Annotated in this window: 27 protein-coding genes and 1 tRNA gene; 3 read left to right on the forward strand and 25 right to left on the reverse strand. The window is 37.9% G+C overall.

The window, feature by feature from the left end; translation table 11 throughout:
* The first annotated feature begins 38 nt into the window (after positions 1 to 38).
* Positions 39 to 122: transfer RNA gene (locus tag IIB39_08235), tRNA-Leu, on the forward strand.
* Between the two features lie 347 nt (positions 123 to 469).
* Here the strand turns inward: IIB39_08235 and IIB39_08240 are convergent.
* The 3 genes from IIB39_08240 to IIB39_08250 form a co-directional block, all read right to left on the reverse strand.
* Positions 470 to 838 carry a hypothetical protein gene (locus IIB39_08240; protein MCH8928687.1) on the reverse strand — a complete coding sequence of 123 codons (369 nt, stop codon included), beginning with the start codon at positions 836 to 838 and terminating at the stop codon, positions 470 to 472.
* Between the two features lie 278 nt (positions 839 to 1116).
* Entirely contained in the window at positions 1117 to 1305 is a 189-nt protein-coding gene (locus IIB39_08245; GenBank protein ID MCH8928688.1) for a hypothetical protein, read from the reverse strand.
* Between the two features lie 233 nt (positions 1306 to 1538).
* Positions 1539 to 1862: an RNA-binding protein gene (locus tag IIB39_08250; GenBank protein ID MCH8928689.1), complete on the reverse strand. Its 324-nt coding sequence runs from the start codon at positions 1860 to 1862 to the stop codon at positions 1539 to 1541.
* Between the two features lie 315 nt (positions 1863 to 2177).
* On the opposite strand from IIB39_08250, the gene IIB39_08255 reads away from it, so the two are divergent.
* The gene (locus IIB39_08255) at positions 2178 to 2567 is read left to right on the forward strand and encodes a hypothetical protein (GenBank protein ID MCH8928690.1); all 390 of its coding nucleotides are present in this window, start codon (positions 2178 to 2180) and stop codon (positions 2565 to 2567) included.
* 51 nt (positions 2568 to 2618) lie between these two features.
* On the opposite strand, the gene IIB39_08260 is transcribed toward IIB39_08255, so the two are convergent.
* From IIB39_08260 to IIB39_08355, 20 genes are all read right to left on the reverse strand, one after another.
* Positions 2619 to 2855, reverse strand: coding sequence for a hypothetical protein (locus IIB39_08260; protein MCH8928691.1), 237 nt, complete (start codon positions 2853 to 2855; stop codon positions 2619 to 2621).
* A gap of 167 nt (positions 2856 to 3022) precedes the next feature.
* Entirely contained in the window at positions 3023 to 4060 is a 1038-nt protein-coding gene (locus IIB39_08265; protein ID MCH8928692.1) for a hypothetical protein, read from the reverse strand.
* Positions 4061 to 4146: 86 nt separating this feature from the next.
* Positions 4147 to 4701: a cytochrome P460 family protein gene (locus tag IIB39_08270; GenBank protein ID MCH8928693.1), complete on the reverse strand. Its 555-nt coding sequence runs from the start codon at positions 4699 to 4701 to the stop codon at positions 4147 to 4149.
* A gap of 161 nt (positions 4702 to 4862) precedes the next feature.
* Entirely contained in the window at positions 4863 to 7430 is a 2568-nt protein-coding gene (locus IIB39_08275) for a cytochrome b N-terminal domain-containing protein (protein MCH8928694.1), read from the reverse strand.
* The gene (locus tag IIB39_08280) at positions 7430 to 7870 is read right to left on the reverse strand and encodes a Rieske 2Fe-2S domain-containing protein (protein MCH8928695.1); all 441 of its coding nucleotides are present in this window, start codon (positions 7868 to 7870) and stop codon (positions 7430 to 7432) included. Before IIB39_08280 ends, IIB39_08275 begins: the two co-directional genes overlap by 1 nt.
* A gap of 53 nt (positions 7871 to 7923) precedes the next feature.
* Positions 7924 to 8610, reverse strand: coding sequence for a cytochrome b/b6 domain-containing protein (locus tag IIB39_08285; protein MCH8928696.1), 687 nt, complete (start codon positions 8608 to 8610; stop codon positions 7924 to 7926).
* Positions 8607 to 9857: a hypothetical protein gene (locus tag IIB39_08290; GenBank protein MCH8928697.1), complete on the reverse strand. Its 1251-nt coding sequence runs from the start codon at positions 9855 to 9857 to the stop codon at positions 8607 to 8609. The genes IIB39_08285 and IIB39_08290 overlap by 4 nt, the downstream gene beginning before the upstream one ends.
* Positions 9858 to 9890: 33 nt before the next feature.
* Entirely contained in the window at positions 9891 to 10325 is a 435-nt protein-coding gene (locus tag IIB39_08295; GenBank protein ID MCH8928698.1) for a cytochrome C554, read from the reverse strand.
* Between the two features lie 175 nt (positions 10326 to 10500).
* On the reverse strand, positions 10501 to 10863 hold the full coding sequence (locus tag IIB39_08300; GenBank protein ID MCH8928699.1) for a hypothetical protein: 363 nt from the start codon (positions 10861 to 10863) through the stop codon (positions 10501 to 10503).
* Positions 10864 to 10868: 5 nt separating this feature from the next.
* Entirely contained in the window at positions 10869 to 12035 is a 1167-nt protein-coding gene (locus IIB39_08305) for a hypothetical protein (protein MCH8928700.1), read from the reverse strand.
* Complete coding sequence (locus tag IIB39_08310) at positions 12032 to 13396, reverse strand: hypothetical protein (GenBank protein ID MCH8928701.1); 1365 nt, start codon at positions 13394 to 13396, stop codon at positions 12032 to 12034. Before IIB39_08310 ends, IIB39_08305 begins: the two co-directional genes overlap by 4 nt.
* A gap of 136 nt (positions 13397 to 13532) precedes the next feature.
* Positions 13533 to 13895 carry a response regulator transcription factor gene (locus tag IIB39_08315; GenBank protein ID MCH8928702.1) on the reverse strand — a complete coding sequence of 121 codons (363 nt, stop codon included), beginning with the start codon at positions 13893 to 13895 and terminating at the stop codon, positions 13533 to 13535.
* Positions 13896 to 14074: 179 nt separating this feature from the next.
* Positions 14075 to 15436, reverse strand: a complete 1362-nt coding sequence (locus IIB39_08320) for a sigma-54-dependent Fis family transcriptional regulator (GenBank protein MCH8928703.1) — start codon at positions 15434 to 15436, stop codon at positions 14075 to 14077.
* Positions 15433 to 16911, reverse strand: a complete 1479-nt coding sequence (locus IIB39_08325) for a PAS domain S-box protein (protein MCH8928704.1) — start codon at positions 16909 to 16911, stop codon at positions 15433 to 15435. The genes IIB39_08320 and IIB39_08325 overlap by 4 nt, the downstream gene beginning before the upstream one ends.
* A gap of 69 nt (positions 16912 to 16980) precedes the next feature.
* Positions 16981 to 17355, reverse strand: coding sequence for a hypothetical protein (locus IIB39_08330; protein ID MCH8928705.1), 375 nt, complete (start codon positions 17353 to 17355; stop codon positions 16981 to 16983).
* Between the two features lie 33 nt (positions 17356 to 17388).
* The gene (locus tag IIB39_08335) at positions 17389 to 17835 is read right to left on the reverse strand and encodes an MgtC/SapB family protein (protein MCH8928706.1); all 447 of its coding nucleotides are present in this window, start codon (positions 17833 to 17835) and stop codon (positions 17389 to 17391) included.
* A gap of 173 nt (positions 17836 to 18008) precedes the next feature.
* Entirely contained in the window at positions 18009 to 19250 is a 1242-nt protein-coding gene (locus IIB39_08340) for a metallophosphoesterase (GenBank protein MCH8928707.1), read from the reverse strand.
* Entirely contained in the window at positions 19240 to 19791 is a 552-nt protein-coding gene (locus IIB39_08345) for a hypothetical protein (GenBank protein MCH8928708.1), read from the reverse strand. Before IIB39_08345 ends, IIB39_08340 begins: the two co-directional genes overlap by 11 nt.
* Positions 19739 to 20092 carry a hypothetical protein gene (locus tag IIB39_08350; GenBank protein MCH8928709.1) on the reverse strand — a complete coding sequence of 118 codons (354 nt, stop codon included), beginning with the start codon at positions 20090 to 20092 and terminating at the stop codon, positions 19739 to 19741. The genes IIB39_08345 and IIB39_08350 overlap by 53 nt, the downstream gene beginning before the upstream one ends.
* A gap of 4 nt (positions 20093 to 20096) precedes the next feature.
* Positions 20097 to 20750, reverse strand: coding sequence for an SH3 domain-containing protein (locus IIB39_08355; protein ID MCH8928710.1), 654 nt, complete (start codon positions 20748 to 20750; stop codon positions 20097 to 20099).
* A gap of 347 nt (positions 20751 to 21097) precedes the next feature.
* Here IIB39_08355 and IIB39_08360 point away from each other — a divergent pair, with 347 nt between their 5' ends.
* Positions 21098 to 21550, forward strand: a complete 453-nt coding sequence (locus IIB39_08360; protein MCH8928711.1) for a hypothetical protein — start codon at positions 21098 to 21100, stop codon at positions 21548 to 21550.
* On the opposite strand, the gene IIB39_08365 is transcribed toward IIB39_08360, so the two are convergent.
* Entirely contained in the window at positions 21547 to 21813 is a 267-nt protein-coding gene (locus IIB39_08365) for a hypothetical protein (protein MCH8928712.1), read from the reverse strand. The two genes, IIB39_08360 and IIB39_08365, sit on opposite strands and share 4 nt — an antisense overlap.
* Before the next feature lie 647 nt (positions 21814 to 22460).
* On the reverse strand, positions 22461 to 22964 hold the full coding sequence (locus IIB39_08370) for a chemotaxis protein CheW (protein MCH8928713.1): 504 nt from the start codon (positions 22962 to 22964) through the stop codon (positions 22461 to 22463).
* Positions 22965 to 22979: the final 15 nt, after the last annotated feature.

Here is a 22979-nt window from a genome sequence, read left to right on the forward strand (position 1 = left end):
TTGACATTATACCACAAACTTCTAAATTCATATCCGACGCCGAGGTGGTGAAATAGGTAGACGCAGGGGATTCAAAATCCCCCGCTCGCAAGAGCGTGCGGGTTCGATTCCCGCCCTCGGCACTCATACAATATTTCCTCATTATTAAACCGCTCAAATATCCTCGCTAAAAAGACGTCTAACAAAAACGATTTTACATAAATATGAACTTGAATTGAATTTACTGACTTGCGCAGCTTTATTCAAGAGATAAATTTAATGCGGAAATTCCGATTTGAATTAAATATCTTACTCTCCCCCCTAACCTCAAAAACATCTGCTAATTATCAACTTAAAAACAGCTTCCGGATGTTACTTATTAAAAACCCTTTGTCCTATAAAGTCGCTCGATTTGAATATTGTTCACGGATTTGGACTAACGGAGTAAATAACCCGGCTTATTCCATTATTTACTTAGGTAAACGACTAATTACATAGATTTTGCAACATCGATCTTTACCCACTTATTACCATCCAGAACTTCGAGATTAAGGGGTTTAATCGATTGTGACGCTTCATGAATCTCACCGGTAACTTTAACAGTTTTTGCCATATATTCGGCTACCTCTGACGATGCTAATTGCAAGGTATATATTTTCCCGTCTTTAGCAACTATCCCGACGGGTTTCCCTAACTTTGCACAGGTAACTGCACACATTTGATGCTTTGAACCGCTTGCACCGTGTACGTAACAGCTGATATCGACCAGTTCGCCTTCAATTGTTTTATCTCCGGCGCTAACCACGCTAGCTGAAGCTAACAACATTACGATCAGAAAAGTAAATCTAATATTTTTCATCTTTAGTTTCCTTTTGTTGATAATTAACCCGGTATAAAAACGTAAAGTAATTTATTACCATAATCAATGGTAATTGTTTAGTTAAGTATCATACTATCCTTTGCTTCTCCCTCCAGCTAATTTGGAAGCACACCTAACATAAATATTAATACACCCATATACAGTCTTCCTAATACAGGGCTGATTTCAGGGCTATTAGGCGTCAAATCATGGTCTCCGATATAAAATCGGAGAGATTCGGCGTGACACTTGCGAATGGCTTCTAAATATTATTTAGATTAAGAAGCTTTCCCATCCATACTGGCTACCCTCTTGATGGCGCTGGCAATCATATCACCTATTGCTATAATAGACATCGATACAATAAACGTATCCATCTCTATTAGATTTTGGCTTAATAAGAAAATTGCAGCGATTAGTACAACTCCCATTACCATGAGGTCTACGAGCGAGTGAATTTTTTCCATTATGATATCTCCTGTTTAAGCGTGGATGTTTATGGTGTAATTTAAGTATTGCCAAAAAAGAATGGAATACAACAGTTGAGAGTAAAAGTTCATACGAGAAGAATTTTTACGATAATCTTTAGCGCTGGATGTGGGTGTCAATTTGCTTCTACCGCAAGACACGACTACAATTAAGAATAGCAATGAAAATTTCTTCATCCCGGCTTCAATTTTAGTTCATCAAAATATAATTATTACTTCCTTCTATCACCATTGCGCCGATCAGACGGTTTTGTGCGTTTTGCAGGATTTCGTCTGCTAACTCCGGACCGCCTGGGGGCGTTTCGTCTGTCACTTAGTTTGAGAAGATGTCCACCCACTTCACTTCCATTTAATGCTCTGATTGCGGCGCTGGCTTCAGTTTCATCCGGCATTTCTATAATACCAAAACCTCTTTTTTTGCCGTCGAATTCATCAGTTATTATTGTTACGGAAGCCACCTTTCCGTGAGATTCAAAAGCAGTTCTCAAATCGGCGCTAATATCAGCATGGGATAGATTACTTACATAAACATTCATCTTCACCTCAAAGGGTTTAGTTTGGGGTCTATCTAATTATAATCACATCTAACTGCTTATTATTAAGTTAATTTATACAAATTTATATAACAAGCCTAAGTCTAATGATAAGCATATTGAATCTTGTAAGGAATAAAAATATTTAATTCAGAATAATGATGTTATGTGTATATTTATCAATAGCATACCAGATATTTATATAAACGATCTTAGTGTGTAATTCGTGCTATTTGTGATATACGTCATATTTCTGAACATTGATAAATGTTATTATAAGGCTGTAGAGATATAGAATACTGTTAGGGAGAGACTAAAATGAAACAAGATAATCTTACAATTATAATGAGTTTAGCAATATTTGCGGGAATTATTGTTGCCATATTTTTTAATAGTTTTACCGCTGGAGCTGCACTGAATCCAACCGCACAAGATTGGAGTGACGATGTTAGTTACATTGCGCTCAAGGCATCCGAATACTGGCGTACACCATCCGTAATTGGTGGCGGATCTGAAAGTTTCAACGGTATAAAAGATATTTCTGATTTTGGAATCACGATTTCAAGTTTAAAAGTGCATTACACAATATCTGAAGTTTCGGATTTTGATTTTGTTATATCAACTAACGACATCATAAATGGTTCGGTAGTTCAAACCAGAGTAAATTTTCAGGGTATAGCAGGATTACCCATTATAAAATCATTATAGATTGACATAAAGAAGTAGGCAGTCTTCAGCCTATTTTCGATTGAGCCGGGTTCAATCATATTTTAAAATAAGATTTCCCTCTGCATCAACAAAAGAATCACCCTTAATAAATTCTACACTGCCATCTTCCCGCACAATAGAATTACTTTTTTCATCAGGAGAACCATAATAGGCTGAGTTATCAATACCCACAATACAGTCGGCTATGTCCTCCAACAATTCGTTAACCCATTCAACGATTTCATCCTGTTCCCAATCTTGTCTATCTACCTTGTATTCAAATATCATTTTTCTTCTCCTTCTTGGTTAATGATGTGACCCGCATCACAATATAGCTCCAATATCGTCCCAAAAAGCAAGAAAGTTAAATAAAAATAATGACTTAGCGGTTTATTCGGTCATTTCGAGCATTTCTACTCTAATGTGTTTTTAGCGTTTCCAGGTGGTAGAAAAACTTATTTGGCAAACGTTTCCGATAGATAAAACAGTATTAGATTTAGATCATATTCATTCGCAGTTAAACCGTTCAATATCATTCTATCGACCAGGGAATTGACTTCTTCTTCAGATGTAGGCGGATTATTTTCAACATTGCTTAAAAAATGACAAGCTGAGCACTTCATTTCATAAACACTCGCCGCTTCGGTTAGAGAAATTTTATCCATTTCAAACTCGGTTATAGCAGTTACCTGTCTTGAGGAAACGATTGATTTATCTTCTTCTAGTTTGGACTTAAATCCTCTGTGCAGCTCGGGAGATAGTGCGATAAGATAAGCCGATACCCACCATTGTTCTTCCAAATATATCGGTTCAGCAACAGTCCTCTCGGACATCCTTTTTACAGTTCTGACCCAATCAGATGGTGTGCGGGGTTTGACAAGTACGGTTCGCAAATCGTGGCATTGAACACATTTATTAAGCAGAACTGCTCTTCCCTTGAGAAGAAATTCTTTCTTGGATAATTTATTTAGCGGTACTTCATCAGAAAACCCTGCGTTAGAGACAAGCCGCTCAATTCTTATTATATTTTTATCGCTGAATACATCTCCTCCAACGACACTTTTTCTCAGCTGATATTCTTTAAAAGCCATTGGAACAGATAATCCGGCAAGTAATACTGTCGAGATCATAAGGAGTGTCCCAAAAAAAGGTGCGAATCTTGATTCTAAATGCTTAAAGAACCTAACAACCATAAATTTCAGAAAGAGAACGATGCCGATCAGGATTCCGAACGTTAAATGGATAACTGTTCGAGCAGGAAACTCAATTTGGTAATTCCAAAGACGCGGCACCATTTGCCACATGAGAATCAGATATATTACAATATAAAGATATCCGATGATCCGATGAAGGATGCGGAGAGAAATAGGCGCTTCGCTTTTAAATTTATTATGGTCATAAGGAAATCCCCAGAGCCAATACATTAATATCGTCCCTGCAAAAGCCAGTCCGACAAAAGCTATTCCTAAAATCGCATTCAGCATCGGATCCATAAAAATCTTCCCTTATCTGTTTCTTTCAAACAAAAAGAGAGGGTTAAATAAACCCTCTCTTTCCAAAACATATTATATTTATTCTATTACTTTAAACTTCCAATCATTACAAAATCATTGTCAGCTTTTGCACCGTGACAGGTGACGCAGCCTTTCGGAATTCCCGCGGCATCAACTGTTCCGTCAGGCTTATATTTCGCCCAAAACCAGTCGGCAGCATCAGGATTAAAGCCTTCTACTTTATACATTACCGTAATTGCGGCAAGAGTTGTATCAGGCATAAAATTTTCTTTGACAATAATTTGACCGTTTTCAAAGGTTCCCTTTTCCGGATCTTGGACATTATGAGCTCCGTGCCCGCTAAGGTATGTTCGGATTATGGCGCCATGAGGAGCATTACCTGCTACATGTCCTTCTATGCCGGGCCAAAAGTCCCATTCTCCATATGGACTTGTTTCTGTAATATATTTCCATAGTTCAGCGGCATCCGCTCCTGGTAGGGTTGCTTCTTCATGCGTAGATTCTGATGTAGAAACCTCATCGGCTTCCATTTCTTCTATATCTTTTTTACCTTTACCGCAAGAAATAACTAATAAGAGGGATATAATCAGTATACTTGCAAACATTAAAACTTTGCTCATCGTTCTCCTCATTTGTTTGATATTAAATTAGGTCTTCCAGCTTTTAATTTTAGACCCCTCTTAACACTCCTATACCCGGTGTATCGGTTTCATAGCAGGTTAAGCAGGTCATATGATAAGCGCAATAATTATGCTTGTCAAGAATAATTTATTTAAACTGTTTAATATTTTTGCTTTTTGTCTATTTCTTTGATTTTCAACCAGAGAGAGAATGCCAATACGGTTAAAATCAGCGTGGAGATACCTAATCCCATCTTTCTGAAATTAAATTCGTCTAAAGCGGCTAAACCGATTTTTTCAGCCTCCCCGACCGCCTTTGTTCCTTTATTTATCTCTTCCTCGACATAATCGAGATTGAACGAATGAATTCGAGTCCGGGATTGCAGCAATGATTGCCTGGCTTCGCTTAAACTAAAAAGTGCGTCAGAAATTTCTACGCCTTTTTGCTCGGCATCGTGTATAATAGCTCGCGTGGTTTCCATTTTCTCTTTTAGTCCAACAATCATATCCCGCATTTTAATAGATATTATACCGCCATCGTCATCTTCTTCGTGACATTCTGCACAAATCGAGCCTTCATGCACTCCAAGCATATCGTCATTCGGTTTGGCAATAGCGTGATTCCCATGGCAAGTTTCACATCCCCGCTCCCCTATATCATGAAAGGCTATGGACATAGGACTTTTCTCAAAGAGCTCATAATTATTCAAGTGACATGTACTGCAAATAAGTGATTCGTCAGTCACTGTCGGCGGAATCACTCCATGATCACCGTGGCAATCGTTGCAAACAGGAGATCCCATATCACCTTTTTCATAAAGAGCGATACCGTGGACACTCGTTTTATATTCTTCAAACTGATTTGATGGTAATCCATAAGCAGTCATCAGAGTGCTATTTCCATGGCAACGGTCACAGGTAGCAGCTATATTTTTAGGGTAAACAGGAGATTTTGGATCTGAAGATGATCTAATACCGTGGGCAAAGTGACAGTCACTGCATTGGGCAACGTTTTCATCTCCTGCAATTAACATTTTGCCGTGAGCGGATAAACTGTATTTTTCTACCTGGTCAATCGGTATAGATACATTGTAAACTTTCATATATTCAGCATCACTGTGGCATTTACCGCAAAACTCGGGAATCTCTTCTTTTGCCGGAACTCCAAACCAATCATCAGCATCCCACATAGCTTCATCTTCGTCATCTGAGTTAGGATTTCCGCCATGACAATCGGCACACGTTAAACCAGCCTCCTCATGGACATCTTTTTTAAATGCCTCTACAGGAGCGAGATATTCGTCTTCCAAATCAGAATGACAAATTACACACTCGCTTGTGGAATTGCCCTGTGCGGAAACAGTTGACGGAAACAGAAAACTACTTCCTAACATCAGTATACCGACGGCAGTAGGAATACCGCCTTTTTTATGTAAGAGTTTTTTCAATATCTTTTTGTATATCAGAGAAATAAACCATGCTAAAATAATTATGCCTGCGATGCCGGCTACGAGTATAGACAACCAGCGTAGCATTCCTCCAAAACCAAGTAAAAAGTTGTAAACTCCGCTTGCTCCTTCCGCAGATAATCCAAAGAAATTTAACAGAGAAGAAAAACCCATTGCAAGATTATCAAAATAACCTACAAAAGTCATGTAGAGCATATAAAATACCCAGAATTTCGCTCCTAAAATTAGTTTCCTGTTTTTTCTGCCCCTTTGTACTCGGGTGTCAATAAACGGAACTAAAATCCACAATAGAATCGCAAGATTGAACATCATTATGCCAAACACTTCCCCCTCCATAAATAGAAAATGCGCAGGTATTATTTTAAGCGTTTCAAACATAAACATAAAAAACCACTCAGGTTTTATTCCGGCGGGAGCAGACGAAAATGGATCTGCCTTAATACCAAGTTCCCAGGGGAAATATACAGCCAGAATCGCAAGCACATTAAGAACTATCAGCCATAAAAGAAGGTCTCTCAAAGCGAAGTTCGGGAAAAATGGCATGCGCTTCATTTCTTTAGGTCTTCCTTCCTTTTCTCCTTTTTCCCATTCGAGAGGAATACTCATTCCCTGCACCTGAACAAGAAACAGATGTAAAGACAGCAGAACAAAAAACAGTAACGGCAATATGGCGACGTGCAGTCCGAAGAACCGTGATAACGTCGCTCCGGTGACGTCTTCTCCGCCACGTAATAAGTTGAGCATAGCATTGCCTACATAGGGAATCGAACCGGCGATATCGGTACCGACTTTTGTTGCGAAAAAAGCGAGTTCATTCCACGGCAACAGATAACCAGAGAATCCGAATCCGAGTGAAAGTAATAGCAGTAGCATCCCGGTTACCCATGTCATTTCACGTGGCGGACGATACGCTCTCGTGAAAAAAACACTGAACATATGAATAAATATCGCTAAAACCATAAGATTTGCCGACCATGAGTGAATAGACCTAATGAGCCATCCAAATTCCACTTTACTCATAATAAATCTAATGGATTCGAACGCTCGGTCGGGATCAGCATTGTAATACATCAGCAAAAGAATTCCGCTTAAAACCTGAATTATAAATAAAAATAACGATACGCCGCCAAAATAATACCACAAGAATTCACCACTGACAGGAACCGTTTTCTTCTTAAAAAACTCTAACCAATCGGAGATTCCCAACCGTTCATCAAACCACTCAAAGAGATTCGCTTTGACCCTGTCAATTGTTCCCATTACGATTTCCTCGAAACGAATACTTCACCGTTTTTAATGCGCACATCGTAAGGATCAAGTGGTGACGGCGGCGGACCACCAACGTTTTTTCCATTTAGATCGTAAATTCCATTATGACACGCGCACCAGATACTTTCCATATCGCTCCGATACTGAACGATGCAATCAAGGTGCGTACAGATAGCGTGAAATGCTTTTAACTCCCCCTCAGACGTGCGTATCAATATTCCCGGTTTTCGCCCGAACTTAAATATCTGTCCGCTATCGAGCGGAATGTCGAGTAATTTACCTATTTTGACGGACGAAACTGTGGATTCGGCGATTTTGGGTGGGACAAGAAATCTGATTACAGGATATAATACTGATACAGTCCATGCGATAAAACCGCCGCCCAATAGAATATTTAAAAAGCTTCTTCGCGTAGTAGATTTTTCACTCAAGTCGCCACCCCAATTTTTACAAATATTATATTGCTCTGATTAAATTATTTTATTTATAACTCACATTCACCGTCTGAGAAGTTTTTGTCTTGATGCTCCTCATAATTTTCACGCCTTATCATTTCATTTTCTGATATTTTTCCGTCCCACCATGATAATGTTCCGGGGAATCGGCCGGGTTTTAAAAAAATCGAATATAAATGCCATGATAATAATAGTAATCCTACGAGTAAGCCGTTATAACTATGAAACTCCAACATCCAAACATAAAGTTCCCTTGAAAGATAATTGATGGAAAAGTGATGAGCAAGCCTCAAAAATCCTGTAGCAAGCATCAAAACTATATATGTACCGATCACCCAATAGGTGACTTTTTCCTGTAACCCGAATCTGCTTTTTTCTTTTAATCCCTTTTGATGTCCGAGCCTGATAATCGATTTGAATTCACTTCGCTTTAAAAACATCTGCATAAAATCATTATGGCCGTAGATACTGAAAAGAATATAGAATAGGTGCCAGAATAAAGTTATGCCTAAGATAACTCCCGAAATTACGTGAATCTGTCCCCAGTCAACAGTGTTTGTGAAGAAAAAGTATGATTCGGAATTCTGATTCACTCTTATGCTGTATAGCACATAACCGCTGAGCATTAATCCGATGACGGACACCGTAAGAGCCATATGCTGGAAAACAACTGATTTTTTAAATCTCACATATTCTCTAATTTCCTTCCGGCTCATCTATTTTTTCTCCGATATGCCTTATAAATATCACCAAATATCGTTATCAAGATAATACTCATTGTTCCATAAACCAAAATCAGCATAGCAATACGAGCAACATTAATTCCATTATCACTTTCACCTGTTGCCGATAGGTGAACTAAAGAAGTTGTGAAATCCGATGACGCGTTGGGATGACAACGCCCGCAGTTTTCAGATATTTTAACTGCTACTATTTCCGGTGACTCCTCTGTGAACGAGTTGATTTCATGGATTCCGTGGCATGATGAACAATTTTGAAAAGTAAGATTCCCGTACAAACTTTTTATACCGTGAAATGACTCGATTTTTTCCGTATATCCTCTTGCATTCAGCGCAAATTGGCTTGTAATCTCTACAGGCGAATGGCATTCAAGACATTTGTCAGTTAGAAGCGCATCAGATTCTTCTTTTCTAACGAAACTAATATCAGCGTATTCATGCTCAATATGGCAATCAGAACATTTTAAATTCACATCTCCGATAACTGAACTGATTGACGCCGTTGAATGAACGCTGTTGTTGAACGAAATTAATTCAGTTGTATGGCATTCCCCGCAGAAATCATTTTCTGTTGAATAATTCTCTTTCCATTCTGCGCCGAGTTCAGCGCTTAACGAATGAATACCATGACATTCGCTACAGGTAAGCGAATTGTTATTCCCGCTTTTACTAATTTTATCGGAATGTAATCCTTTCGTAAAAAAAACGTTACCATTTTCAGGTTTGGTTTCTCTGTGAGATCTATCATCATTGCTGTCCATCGCTGCTGTTTGATGGCACTCTGTGCAGGTTGCCCATTCATTACTTTTATGGACTTTTGATAATGGATCTGAAGAACTTCTCATCCGGTGTAGAGCATGGCAATCTGAGCATTTCGGAATTGATTCAAACGAGGCAATAGATTGTGTGCCGTGCGGACTATTTAAGTAATCACTGTATTCTGTAGAATGACATTCTGAGCATTGAACCATTCCCATTGCTTCCGGATGAGGATAGCCGCCCGGATCCGCATGACAACCCGTACATCCCATCTCATTATGCATGGAAATTTCTTTAAAATCGCCGGGCACGAGAAAGGTGAAGTACTGGTCAGTCAATTCACTTAATTTATCTATGTCGCTGTGGCATTCAAAACATCCGGAATCCTCAATAGTTTCCTGCGCTTTAGCTATAACGGGAAGTAAAAAAACGCTTTTGACCGAGATCAGAAATAATATTATCAAAAAATAACTGATACAACTCCTACGATTTGTCATCTACGGAATTGGATGAGCTATTTTCGCCCACATTTCTTTGAAAACAAACTCTTTGGGAGTTGGACTATCGGAGTTATGACACCTCTTGCACGTAGATTCATCAGGTATTATAAGACCTACACTTGCGGGTTCTATAGTGCCGGCTCTTAACCCTTTCATTACTTTTGATTTGTAATAATCACCGCCGGCGCCGTGACACGCTTCACATCCTACACCTTCTGTAATATCGAATTTCTTCCCTCGCAATTCCGCTGGAGCATCATAACCCGCTGTATGGCAGCGGAGACATTTAGGGTCTTCCTGTGGATTTTCCACTCCTCTTTTCTTCGCGACTTCCATTGCTTCAGGAGATCCAAGTAGCTTATAAGCTTTTGAATGAGCGCTGCCTCGCCATTTTTCGAATTGTAATCCTTTTTTTGCCTTTTTATGGCACATTTTGCACTTGGCAACGCCTATAAATTTGTGCTGTTTTTCATCGCCATCGATGGCTGATGATATTTGCGCTGTGAATAACACCAGAAGTGCGATTATAATTATATTTATGCTGTTTCTAATTTTCACCTTATCGCTCCAGACAACAAATATTTCTTTGTTAATTATCTATTCTTACTTATTCAGCAAGGTTGTCTTCTACTACCCACTGAACGACCTTATCAATTTCTAAATCTAAATTATAAAAACCATTCATACTGCCGCCTTCTATGGATTTTTGAACCAAAGTGGACGAGGCATCGCCTGCGGTGGCTTTTGTAATAACTCCCGCGTATGTAGCCATATCGTAATTTGCCTGTGGAGTTGTTCCGGAATGACAGGATATGCAATTTTGGTCAAATATCTCTTTCATGTCGTTAGTGTATGTTAAGTTTTCCGCAATTACTTCAGGAGGCGCATCGTTCAATTCACTACACCCCGTTTGAATCAATAATAAAACTATGGGAATCAAAGTATAAGGAAATCTAACTTTTGCCGTCATTTAAATCAATCTCCTATATCACCGTGACAATAACCGCAAAATCCTATACCGGAGCTGAATGTTCCAACAGTATGGCAGTTATAACATAAATAATTCTGATCGGAGTGCCATTCTCCCTTCACATCGTTCATAAATCCGAGTTCATGAGTTTTAGTGTCGTTATTAGGACCAAACGTTATATCCATATGGCATTGTAAACAAACAGGATCTTCTCCATCCAAATCATGGCACGACGCACAAAGTTCCATATCTCTTCTCGCCATTTCTCCGTGTCTCGCATTGAGCGATACCCAATCCACGCCGCCGTGCCAAGCCGGCTCAAACCGATGATCATCATCTTCCGGATTATGGCACGTGGTGCAAAACTCGTTTGATTCATGGCAAACGGCGCAATCCGAAAATTTACCTTTTGCGTCAAATGAGTGGGTAAATCTGTAATCCAGCTGATGCACTCTGTTTAACGCCTGCCCAACAGAGCCACCCGATGTTGTTTCATTCGGCGAATATGAATCTGATAATTCTCCACCCACCAGCACAAGCTGGTCAACATCGTGGCAATCCTGACAAAAACTCTCCTGATGGCACATCGAACAGTCATTTGTATTAAATCTTGCGTCCAGCGCATGGCTGCGAGACCAATCGGCTAAATGAGTTGAAGGCTTTAGCAATGCAATATTCGTTTCAGAATGACAGATTGCGCACTCGCTTGACGCACTTTCGTCATTATGGCATTCCATACATTGAGTCATTTCCGGAAGTTGCTCAGCAGCGCTATAGTCAACCTCGTTAATTCCTTTATGGCATATGATACATTCTAAATTGCTATCTTCCAGATGTAATGAATGATTAAATTTTATCTCTCTTGGTGGATTTATAAATTCCACATATTCTTCCGTAACGTGGCAATATTCACAATCGGTATCATCTTCATCATGACACGTATAGCACTGGGCCATTATAGGAAGTAAATTACTCTCTGCCGTCATACTACTTTCGACATTCACATGACAATCCAAACATTCTGTTCCTACTTCTTCAGCATGAAACTTATGCGAAAATATTATTACTTTAGAGCGATCCTGCTGATTATCGTATCCCTTAGCGGGTGAATAATCTCCAATTAGGAAGATTGCGACAATTGCCACTATGGAAATGCAGTTCAAGACTTTCACTTTCTATATCTTCCTGCTTTGAACTTATAATTGACCCTCGCAAACAAACGAATATCCTTAGAATAGCCGAAGAAATCTCTTTGACTGTTAATCTCCTGTGATAAATATTGAACATCAATGTTTGCTGAAACTGTCTTATTAAAATTATGAGTACTGCCTAAAAAGAGCGTAACAGCATTGTTATTTTTTTCTGCATCAGAATTTATTTTATAGATGGAATAATTTCCTCCGATACGGAGAATACCTTTATTTCTTACCCGAGTAGAAAATGATAAAGCAGTTGAAACACTTTCTCCGGCATAGCCGCTTCTATTCGAAATCGAAAAAGATATTTTATTCCAATTAAGCCCCGCGTTTATTCGTAAACTTGAGTCATCCAAGTTATCAAATTTGACTGTTTCTTTGTAGGAGAGCAGGGATAATCCTCCGGACAACGATAAATTTGAATTGATTCGATAATATATTCGCCCTGCCGTTTCGCTGAATGTTTTTTGATTGAATACCCAGAATATACTATTTTCATTTAACCGGGGTCTTCTGATCAGATATTCGGCAGTCAGCGTAATATTCCTATTATGCCGATACCTGGCTGTAAGATCAAATCGTTGGAAATTGCGAAAACCTGCCTTTCCGGAACCAATAAGAGGAGCGCCATAGTTCAATAATATCCGTGAATATATACTAAAGTTATCGTTGATATTTCTTTTTAAAGCAGCGCCAAGAAACCGCTCCTGAGTTGCCTGTCGCCTCAGAAATGTATTAGTGAATTCGCCCGGTTCCGAATAATCATTGGGCTTTCTTCTGATATCGGAATAGGAAAGAGAGCCATCGAAACCGAATAAATTGTTATACGATGTTTTAATTCCTAAAACTTGATTGCTCCTTAAATCAAGCAGATCAAATCCCCTGTTAATTGGAATGTTTGTCCCCCAATATCCATCAACAATCAAATTAGCTGTTTTCTTATAAATTAAACGAATTCCATCGAAAGCGGCAGTAGCGGAATTAGTGTAAACTCTTTGTCTGCCGATATATAAATAATTTGAATTTAGAAATTTATATTTTAGGTAAGCGCTGATTATCCTAAATCGAGGATCATTTTGAGATTCAGTAACAATGTCCGTTGAGTAACTTAAATTTGCTATTAAGGAAAGGTTTTTATTAGCAAGATTATTCGCTTTCAAATATGAGCGTTGATATACTCGAACATGACCCGATGAAGTTGTGGGAGAATCCTGTCTTTCCCAGCTATATATAGAAGTCGTAAATCTACCGGTGTAAACTTGGGCGAATATTACCTGTGGAACAATCAGCAATATGGCCGCTGTTACTGATATATTACGATACGAAGCGGTATTCATCTTTGACGCTTCCGGCTTTTAATACTAAATTATTAATTAAATTAAATAATTATGGAGTAAATTTATTCGATATTAAACTTACGCATTATGTTCGTCTGTTTCAATTATAATTCTTCTCATTGCATGATTAATCCTATTAATTATTAACACTTCGAACTATGTTTATAAAATGATTAATCTCTAACGGTTTGTATAGCACAGCATCTGCCGCATCTCTTATGCTTTGTCCGGGTTCTTCAACTGATTCGGTATATACATACAATAAGATGATTTTTGTATTAGGACTTTTTTTGTGAATCTTATCGAGTTGTGCTCGATTCTTCATTTCATCCGGATTAAGATCAAGAATAAGAGTATCTACTTTATGCTCAATGGCATTTTTTACCGCCTCCTCAAGCGCCGAAGCTGTGATAATGATAAAATCATCTTCAAGAACAAGAGTAAGACTTTTGCTGAGTTCACTATCAGGTTCGTAAATCAGAATCGTACCACTTTTCAAATCAGACCGCCACAGTTAAGTTCATCTCTGATTTATATACGACAAACTTCGTGCCATCTGTTTATAATATTGTTATACGAGGTGTATATCTATAAATAACAACATATTACGATTGTTATTCAATTTGCTTAATTTAGATTTTATTCTTCCTACTCATAAGAAGCGTTCGCTTTCGATTATCAGCTTTGGGAATTTATATTAAACTGCTCCATCTTCCTGTATAATGAAGAAAGAGAAATACCCAACTCTTCCGAAGTTATTTTCTTATCCCATTTGTTTCGATTCAGCACTTCATAGATGTGTTGTTTTTCAAAATTATTAACTGCCGAGCTTAACTCTGCTGTTGTAGTTTCATCAAAATGATCACCATGAGCTAACACAGAATCCGGAAGCTCGTCAACGGTTAATTTCTGCCCTTCTGCGAAAATCATCCCCCTTTCAACTATATTTTCGAGCTCTCTTACCTCGCCTTTCCATTGATGATTTTTAAGAGCTGCTAAATAGGATTTATCCATCCCCTGAATATTTTTTCCCATCTCGTGATTAAATTTGTCAATAAAATGATCTGCGAGAAGTTTAACATCATCACCTCTTTGCGAGAGCGATGGCAAACAAATTTCTACCACATTCAACCGATAATATAAATCTTCCCTGAATCGTCCTTCAGATACCTCTTTTCCTAAATCCTTATTTGTAGCGGCTATAACTCGCACATCCAATTTTATCGGAGTTGTTGCACCCACAGGGGTAATTTCAAATGATTCCAATGCTCTTAATAGCTTAACCTGAAGATGAATCGGCATTTCGCTAATTTCATCGAGAAAAAGCGTTCCTTTATCAGCTGCCGTAAACAGACCTTTTTTGTCCTTCACCGCACCGGTAAAGGAGCCTTTCAAATGACCGAATAATTCCGATTCTATCAGCGTCTCGACTATTGCCCCACAATTTACCGTTATGAGCGGCTTTCCACTCCTTGGTCCATTATAGTGAATCGCTTTGGCGACAAGTTCTTTCCCTGTGCCGGTTTTTCCCGTGATCAGCACAGTGCCTTCAGAATTGGAAACTTTTTTGATTATGTCATAAACATTTTGCATAGCCTCGGACTTACCGATGATATTGGAAAAATCATATTTTTTATTTACTTCCCTTCTTAATATCTGATTTTCTTTTGCAAGCGATTTATACTCGAAAAGTCTTTTCACTTTCAGTATCACATCGTTAAAATCCAGCGGTTTTATCAGATAATCGTAAGCGCCGCTTCTAAGAGCAGAAACGGCGGAATCAATTGAAGCATAAGCGGTAATAACAATTGAAAAGATATCACTGTTCTTAGCCGATATTTCTTCGAGCAGTTCAATACCGCCCATTTTCGGCATCTTAAGATCAGTTATCACAAGATCATAATCATGCTCGCTTATCTTTTCCAAAGCATCTATTCCGTTAATAGCTCCATCAACTTCATACTTTTCCTCTTTAAGTATATATGTAAGAGAATCCCTGATTATCTCTTCGTCATCAACAATTAATATTTTTTCGTTCATGCAGTTTTCCTTTTTGATCTAAGCGGTATTGAAACAGTGAATGTTGTTTCGCTTCCCTCTTCGGATTTTACACTAAGGCTGCCGCCAAAAGAATTAATAATTCCTCTGCTTACCCAAAGTCCGAGACCCGTTCCCTTTCCAACTTCTTTGGTAGTGAAAAACGGTTCAAATATCCGTTCTATTTTATCGGAAGAAACGCCGATTCCGTCGTCAATAACCTCAATTATAACACTGTTATTGACTTCTTTGGATTTTAATTTAATCACGCCTGCGCCGTTTTTGACGGCATCAAGAGAGTTAAGGATTAAATTCAGTATTACCTGAAACAACTGGTCGGCAATTAACACCGGTTCCGATAACTTAGCTGCCAGTTCTATTTTAAAATCCACATTTTTCGATTTTTCATCAATCAAAACAATTCTTACCGCTTTTTCAATTTGGGCGTTAATGTCGGTAGGTTCTTCTTCTAAATCTGATGGTCGAGAAAAATCCACTAAATCTCTTATGATTTGAGTGATTCGTCTTGTTTGGCCTATAATCAAATCCAGCTTATCTCGAGTAGCGCCCTCCTTGGATTGTCTTTGCAGCACCTGAACAAGGGAGGAAATGGAAGTGAGCGGATTTCCGACCTCATGAGCGATTCCGGCCGCCAGTTGACCCAGCACAGCCAATTGTTCAGACCTGCCTATTTTTTGACGTAGTGTAAGAAATTCTGTCATATCCTGCCCAATTGCAAGCACACCGCTGATATTGCCATTTTCATCTTTCAGTGTGGTGATACTCCACAAAATGGTTCGCGTTTCTCCTGATTTAGTCAATATTTCGTTTTCATATTGTAGAGGGCCGCCCGATTGCAATAAGCTATTATAGACAGCCTCATCATTTTTTCTTTTTTCCTTATCGGAAAATAGTTCAAACCAGTTTTTATTGATGACTTCTGTTTCTTTATAGCCGAGAAATGACTCGCAATAAGAATTAAATATGATGATTTTTCCCTCTGTATCAAGCGATATGACGAGACTGTTGACCGTGTTGAGCAATGATTCAGAGAAACGCTTCTCAACAACCAACTCTTTGCCCAACTGATATTTTTCGGATAAATCAATAGTTAAACCCATATATCCCGTTAATTCCTCGCTTTCGTAAATTGGCGTAATCGATACATAAACGGGAATTTCAATACCATCTTTTGTTTTATTAAAAAGTTCACCTTTCCACTGATTTTTGGTTAATAGACTATTCCACATCTCGACATAAATATTATCTTCAGTCACCGATGATCGTAAAATTCTGTTAGTTTTTCCAAGAGCCTCATCGGATGAATATCCATACATTTTGGTAAACGCCGGATTAATATCCTTAATTATACCATCTTTATTTGTGAGGACTATCGCGTCTGTGGAATGATGAAAAGCATTTGAGAGGCGTTGAATAGTTGCCGTGGATGGTGAAGCTATTGTTTTATTTATAACCATCTAAATAAGATACAAAACCAATTTTCAAATCTATTAGAATACCCCCTATTCAATAAACTTTCGTTTATCTTATATTTCTATGTTTAATTCCTCATCAAAATCAGATGTTTCTTCCGATTTACTTCTAAGCATTTCCAAAACTTTTCCAGCCTGTTCTTTTAATCTCTCAATAAAAATATTCGCATCAGATTTATGCGCAAACAGTAAGATTGTACTCTCATTGGATTTGATATTCAGTCGCACTTTTGTAGCAGGTCTGCTTGCTGTTAATGTATGCCCTCTTTCTCTTGCGCCATTCACATGAAGTGCTATTATAAAATCCTCATCAAAATACTTAGTTAGTAGAGATTCATCGGAAGAAATGTCGAAATCAATCGTGACTTCATAGAATTGAGTGTCCTTCATCAAACTAATCACTTTTTTCTTAGAAATATTAAGAAACATTTTTAACTCCTACCTATTAAAAATAAATAATATCTACTCATCTTTTGAGTTTCCCCCTTCATCCGATGAGGTGGCTCCTAAGTTCAAGTGATTCAGCACTATATAGCCAAGAATCGCCGCTATCACCGCTTCTATTATTTCTCCTGCGCCCACAAGTATTCCAAGCGATGCGGAATATAATAATTTGATCCCGGAGAAGATCCCTGACGTATTGGATTGAGCATTAATCATCTTCGAGGATAAAATTGCTATCGCAACGAGAATTCCTGTTATAACGAAACCAAGCATAAAATCGTTTGAATCGCTACCTGACTTGGTTGAGGCCATAACGAGCATAGAAGACAGTGTTCCGGCCAATACATAAGCCTTTAAATCAGTTGAATTGTCATCCTTTAGCGCCTGCCATCCCATTACACCGCTAACGAGAGCAGACAACAACAATTTGAAAGAAAATATTATCCAATCCCCGATAAAACCCACTTAATGCTCTCCTTGTAGATAATTGATAACGTGATATAGCAATAATCTGCCGCATCACAGTTGATTCCACTATCTTAAATTTAAAGCTTACTCTTAGCGATTGTCAACTTATAATGCAATAATCACAACGGAAATTACTTAACTTTATTAGTAATTGATAAGGCTGAACAGAACTAAACTGAAATATCGCTGTCTTCAAGCGTAAAAATCGTAATTTCCGGCGTAGAATTTAATCTGATAGGCGGACCCACAGTTCCAATTCCTCTGTTTACATAAAGTTTTGAATTGCCGATACTGAATTCCCCTTTAATATAGGGAGTAACAAGATTAACAAAGCTGTAATGATTTCCAAGCAATTTCACTCCCACCTGACCTCCATGCGTATGCCCTGAAAGTGTCAGGTTTACATTCCGATTTGCAGCTTCGGGAAATGTATCCGGGTTGTGAGACAAGAGAATCACCATATCTGAACTTTCTGTGTCAGCAAGAGCGGCATCGAAATCAGGCTTTCCAACCCAAAGATCATCTAATCCGGCAATGGATAATTTTTCACCCCGAATGACAATCTCCTCAGAGGAATTCAGAAGTATATTTATCCCGATTGATTCCATTTGTTTTCTGACTTCTTTTGCGCCGGTATAATAATCATGATTCCCGAGACATCCGTAAACTCCATAGGGGGCATTTATCCGCTTCAATCCTAAGGCGGCGACCGGAATATATTTAACCGAATTCGAAACGAAATCACCTGTGATAACAATTATATCGGGCTTCTCTTTAGAGATATTTCCCGTCAGCTGTTCCATATCGTACTGACCAATAAATTGATTTACATGAAGGTCGCTGACCTGCGCTATTTTCAGTCCCTTTAAACCTACAGGTAATCCGGGTATTTTCAGCGAGACTTTGTTCAATACAGGTTTGCTTTTAGCTATGATCGCAGCATATCCGAATGTAGTTATGGGAGCTGCCACTAAGCCGATTGAGACAATGGAACCGGTTTGGAGAAATTTTCGACGCTCGGAAGAAATCAGTTCCGGTTCATTTTCTGATTTCTTAAGATAATTAAATAACCTCCTTCCAAATTTAACTGTTAATTGCAGCAGATCTCTGAGAATTAGAAATAAAAACATTGATATTGAGGATACTATCCAAATTATTAGCGGATAAAACAGGAAATATTTTATTACCACGGAACCGTTTGAATCGAACCCGAATAATAATGTAAACAATGCAGCAGAAATCAAATATACGAAAAAGATTCTCGCTAATAATATAAAACGTTTTTCTTCAGACGATTCAATTCCAAATTCCTTGATGAAATTTTGTAATCGTGAATAAAGCGACCATTGCAATCCAATAAACGAAATAATCAGCGCTATAGGTATCAGTAATCGTATACCGCTAAGATGCATCGTCGTCCATTTCCAACTCATTAATTGTAAGAGATTTACTTATTTTGCCTGATGAATTAAACTCAATAGTTTTTAAAAGCATCTCCTCGAAATCTTCGCTATCATTCATAATTTCCTTTCTCACAGATATACCGATTTTCGGGAATCGTAAATTAAACAGATCTTCCATTATCTCTCTATCACTCTTTTGAGGATTTTTTGCCCGCAGATCCTCAACTTCCTTATAGATTTTCCGGATATAGCGCTTGTCATCTTCTAATCCTTTTGAGATAATGGCTAAAACGATAATAAGAGCTAAGACGAATAGTCCCCTCATTATATTATCAAACATCATCAAAACTATTCCGTTGCCGATTAAAATTGTTGAGGCGAATGTCAAAACTACATATAGCCGATCTTCTTTATCGGTCATTACCCTTGAAAATAGTCCAATGATACCTAATGTGAGAGAAATGAAAATTATTAAGTTCAAGTATTCAAGTCTATTTTTAGTTTGAACCGCAGCTATGGTCACAGCCGCCAAGTTTACTTGGAGTTTCAAGACAGCCGGTAACTAATGCGATAAGATATTCTAAAGGATACTTATCGGACAAATTAAATTTTTGATTTTCTCTGAACGGTTGCATAGAATATTCCTTTAATTCATCAAAAAACACCAGCATTCTTTGTTCCAGGCCGCGCCGGTAAAATAAATCGCCTATTAAAGCCCAATCATTTTCGTATAAAGTAGCTTCTTCAATGAGCTCCCAATTATTTTCGGTGAGGGTATATTCTTCTTTTAACAATTCAACCAATCCAATGTTTTTGTGCCTATCTCTTTCTCTCTTTGTGCTTTTAATCATATGATCATTCAGTTTTCGGAGCCGAACTATAGGCTCTGTCGATTTGATTTGGATAAATAAGAACCATTTCTGCGCCATGAAAAGTATATTTTAGTAATCCGCTGACCCTGACCTGACGGTAAAGGAAGAAACTATCTAACGGATAAGGAAATTCATCCGCGTCTTTCACGGAGATGACAGCGCGAAATTTCTCTCCTACAGGGTCCATATAGAAATAATAATATTTTGGGGTAAGTACAATCCGTTCGATATTACCTTCTACCGTAAAATTATTTCCTACCCAACGCCTTGATTCCTCCCATCCAATGACTTTAAAAGGAGGAGGAAACCATTTTGAGTGGCTACTTAAAACTTTAGAGAATAAATCAATTATCTCGGGAGGCTCTGTAAGCGACAGATTTTTCAATCTCGTCCAACCTTTATATTTATCAGCATATAAAATATATGCCCATTCATCCTTTTCGGCGAGTATCTCTATCTCTTCACCGTATTGTAACTCAGCCACAATATCGAAGCCTCTATAGGTCTTTTCATATACATCTACCATTGAAGCTATTGCATATGCTTTTACTCCGGCATTGTCCTGACCATAAATAAACGAACTGCTGTGCAGAAATGTTTCAACCAATATCATTATATAGAATGCTGTTCTGTTCATTATCGTCGCATATTTATTATATCTTGTTCCATCAGAATTTATTCTATTGCGCTATAAGTGGCAAGGCGAAGTTAAGCAGCGTGCAATTATATACGTTTTTCTCTAATGATTTATTTCAGCGAACCGATAATAGTACAAAGGAGAATAATACTATGAGAAGAATCGATAAAGCGTTTATAAACTTGCTGTGTGTCGCATACCTGATTAGAGATATATTTTAAAAACAGGTAATTGGGTAATATTAAATATAACGAAATAATATTATAGTAGAATAATAATTCGCTTTGAAATTCGGATAAGCTGCTCATAGATTCTCTGCATATCATGAATTTATACGACAGTAGAAGTTGAAACACATTTTCATTTTCATAATTCTCTTTGCGATTACTTCATCAGAGATATATGCGCAAGAACGTCTTAACTGCAACGATTATTATCTAACTGCTGGAAGAGATTATCAAGCCAACGATGATTATATTGCCGCATTATCTTTTTATTTCAAGCAAAGAAAGTATTATCCCGGTTGCCCCGAAACAGAAACAGCTCTATACAATTCTATACAAATATTTCATGAAAAAATAATGGCTTCCAAGGGCGTAGAACACACAGCAGAAGCTCGTTCGCTTGTTATAGAATTTTCCGAAATATCAGATGATTCTACAATGATTGCTGATGTCAAGTCGTGGTGGTTTGATATTCAAACGAAAGAAAAGGAAATTACACTTACTGCAACGGTATTTTGGACGATTGTAGGCTCAATAGCCTTAGTAGTATTATATTTTACGGCAGCCGGCAGCTAAAGATTATCAAGAATAGAAGATACCCATTCATCCGATTGTTGTAGCTCCTCATTTAGTATCCACTCCAATTCTCGGATAATTGCTCTTTCAATATGCAGCATTTCCTTGAACAGTCGATCTACTATCGCATCATCCTCGGGATTTACTTCTATTTCTGCGGATTCTGATAACTCTTTCAATCTATTTTTGAATTGTTCTTTAGTAAAGGAAAGTGCTTCCCGGTGCATTTTGAGAGATGTTCTAATTTCCTCTTCATTTTTCATAATTATTGTCTTTCTAATTAATTATTAAATTCTATATAGATTAAAATGTAACCCGTTGGAAGTTTAATTTCAATATTGCCTCGCTTATCAATTAAACAGCTATTACGCAATTTGTACAATAACATCGGCAGCATCATTAAGAACTTTAGTGAGTAATATAAATTTCTGTTAAATCAATAAGTTTTATGAGCAATGGTTTAGTTTAATCGAATTATAGACAACGATTATATGATATTTATTAAATATTCCATATTAGCTGAACTTAATCTGTTGTATGACGATAATAACAGTAAGGCAAAAACTGGATGAATAGAAGAAAAAGAAGAAGAAATGTCAAACGTGATAATTACATACCCTACAGAATGGGATGATTTCGAATCTGATGAAAAAGACAGGTTGGAGATTGAGGTTTGAAAGCTGCTTTCACTCTACAATCTTTTCCTTATTCACAGATAAAAATAGAAATTGTCGTCATTAACTTCTTATGCATTTATTTGCCTTACATTCTTCCGGTTATCTTCAATTAGTTAAATTCACTCTAAATTAAAAATTGGATAATTATTAAAATTAATGGCACAAAATATCATTAATAAATAAGGAGTCTCCAACAGTATAGAGACTCCTTAATCATTTTATTCTGATATTTCTTAATCTTCAGCTGCCTCAAATAACTTATCCTTTTCAGAACCTGAAAGGATTTTGTCAATATCAAGCAGCATTAGCAATTTGTCATCCAACTTACCTACCCCGAGGATATACTCCGCCTTATCGTCCGCTGAAATATTCGGAGCCGGTTCGATTTTGTCGGCAGGAAGGCGGATGATTTCAGATACTGCGTCAACTATAAACCCTACAGTTCTGTCACCAATCTCTCCCACTACGATGCGGGTCTGTTTATCGTATTCCTTGTGCGGCATATTGAACCTCTTCCTAAGGTCGATTATCGGTATGACATTCCCGCGCAGATTGATAACGCCTTCCACAAAGTCCGGAGACTGAGGGATTTTCGTTATCTCGGTAATCCTGTTTATTTCCTGAACCTTGAGGATATCGATTCCATACTCCTCATCATCGAGCTGAAACCCTACGAGCTGGAGTAAGTCAGTCGTTTTTGAATTAGAATCGTTTGTGCTTTGTGTAGATTCGGTCATGAACTCACTCCTTCT

The sequence above is a fragment of the Candidatus Neomarinimicrobiota bacterium genome, assembly GCA_022573815.1.
Lineage (GTDB): Bacteria > Fidelibacterota > SORT01 > SORT01 > SORT01 > JACZTG01.

Coding starts and splice junctions, on each gene's coding strand:
- IIB39_08300 (MCH8928699.1), bottom strand. CDS start 10,863: ATGACGGCAAAAGTTAGATTTCCTTATACTTTGATTCCCATAGTTTTA.
- IIB39_08355 (MCH8928710.1), bottom strand. CDS start 20,750: ATGAACAGAACAGCATTCTATATAATGATATTGGTTGAAACATTTCTG.
- IIB39_08245 (MCH8928688.1), bottom strand. CDS start 1,305: ATGGAAAAAATTCACTCGCTCGTAGACCTCATGGTAATGGGAGTTGTA.
- IIB39_08285 (MCH8928696.1), bottom strand. CDS start 8,610: ATGAGCCGGAAGGAAATTAGAGAATATGTGAGATTTAAAAAATCAGTT.
- IIB39_08250 (MCH8928689.1), bottom strand. CDS start 1,862: ATGAATGTTTATGTAAGTAATCTATCCCATGCTGATATTAGCGCCGAT.
- IIB39_08325 (MCH8928704.1), bottom strand. CDS start 16,911: ATGGTTATAAATAAAACAATAGCTTCACCATCCACGGCAACTATTCAA.
- IIB39_08340 (MCH8928707.1), bottom strand. CDS start 19,250: ATGCATCTTAGCGGTATACGATTACTGATACCTATAGCGCTGATTATT.
- IIB39_08330 (MCH8928705.1), bottom strand. CDS start 17,355: ATGTTTCTTAATATTTCTAAGAAAAAAGTGATTAGTTTGATGAAGGAC.
- IIB39_08255 (MCH8928690.1), top strand. CDS start 2,178: ATGAAACAAGATAATCTTACAATTATAATGAGTTTAGCAATATTTGCG.
- IIB39_08350 (MCH8928709.1), bottom strand. CDS start 20,092: ATGATTAAAAGCACAAAGAGAGAAAGAGATAGGCACAAAAACATTGGA.
- IIB39_08310 (MCH8928701.1), bottom strand. CDS start 13,396: ATGAATACCGCTTCGTATCGTAATATATCAGTAACAGCGGCCATATTG.
- IIB39_08275 (MCH8928694.1), bottom strand. CDS start 7,430: ATGGGAACAATTGACAGGGTCAAAGCGAATCTCTTTGAGTGGTTTGAT.
- IIB39_08270 (MCH8928693.1), bottom strand. CDS start 4,701: ATGAGCAAAGTTTTAATGTTTGCAAGTATACTGATTATATCCCTCTTA.
- IIB39_08240 (MCH8928687.1), bottom strand. CDS start 838: ATGAAAAATATTAGATTTACTTTTCTGATCGTAATGTTGTTAGCTTCA.
- IIB39_08320 (MCH8928703.1), bottom strand. CDS start 15,436: ATGAACGAAAAAATATTAATTGTTGATGACGAAGAGATAATCAGGGAT.
- IIB39_08365 (MCH8928712.1), bottom strand. CDS start 21,813: ATGAAAAATGAAGAGGAAATTAGAACATCTCTCAAAATGCACCGGGAA.
- IIB39_08370 (MCH8928713.1), bottom strand. CDS start 22,964: ATGACCGAATCTACACAAAGCACAAACGATTCTAATTCAAAAACGACT.
- IIB39_08295 (MCH8928698.1), bottom strand. CDS start 10,325: ATGTGCCATAAAAAGGCAAAAAAAGGATTACAATTCGAAAAATGGCGA.
- IIB39_08260 (MCH8928691.1), bottom strand. CDS start 2,855: ATGATATTTGAATACAAGGTAGATAGACAAGATTGGGAACAGGATGAA.
- IIB39_08265 (MCH8928692.1), bottom strand. CDS start 4,060: ATGGATCCGATGCTGAATGCGATTTTAGGAATAGCTTTTGTCGGACTG.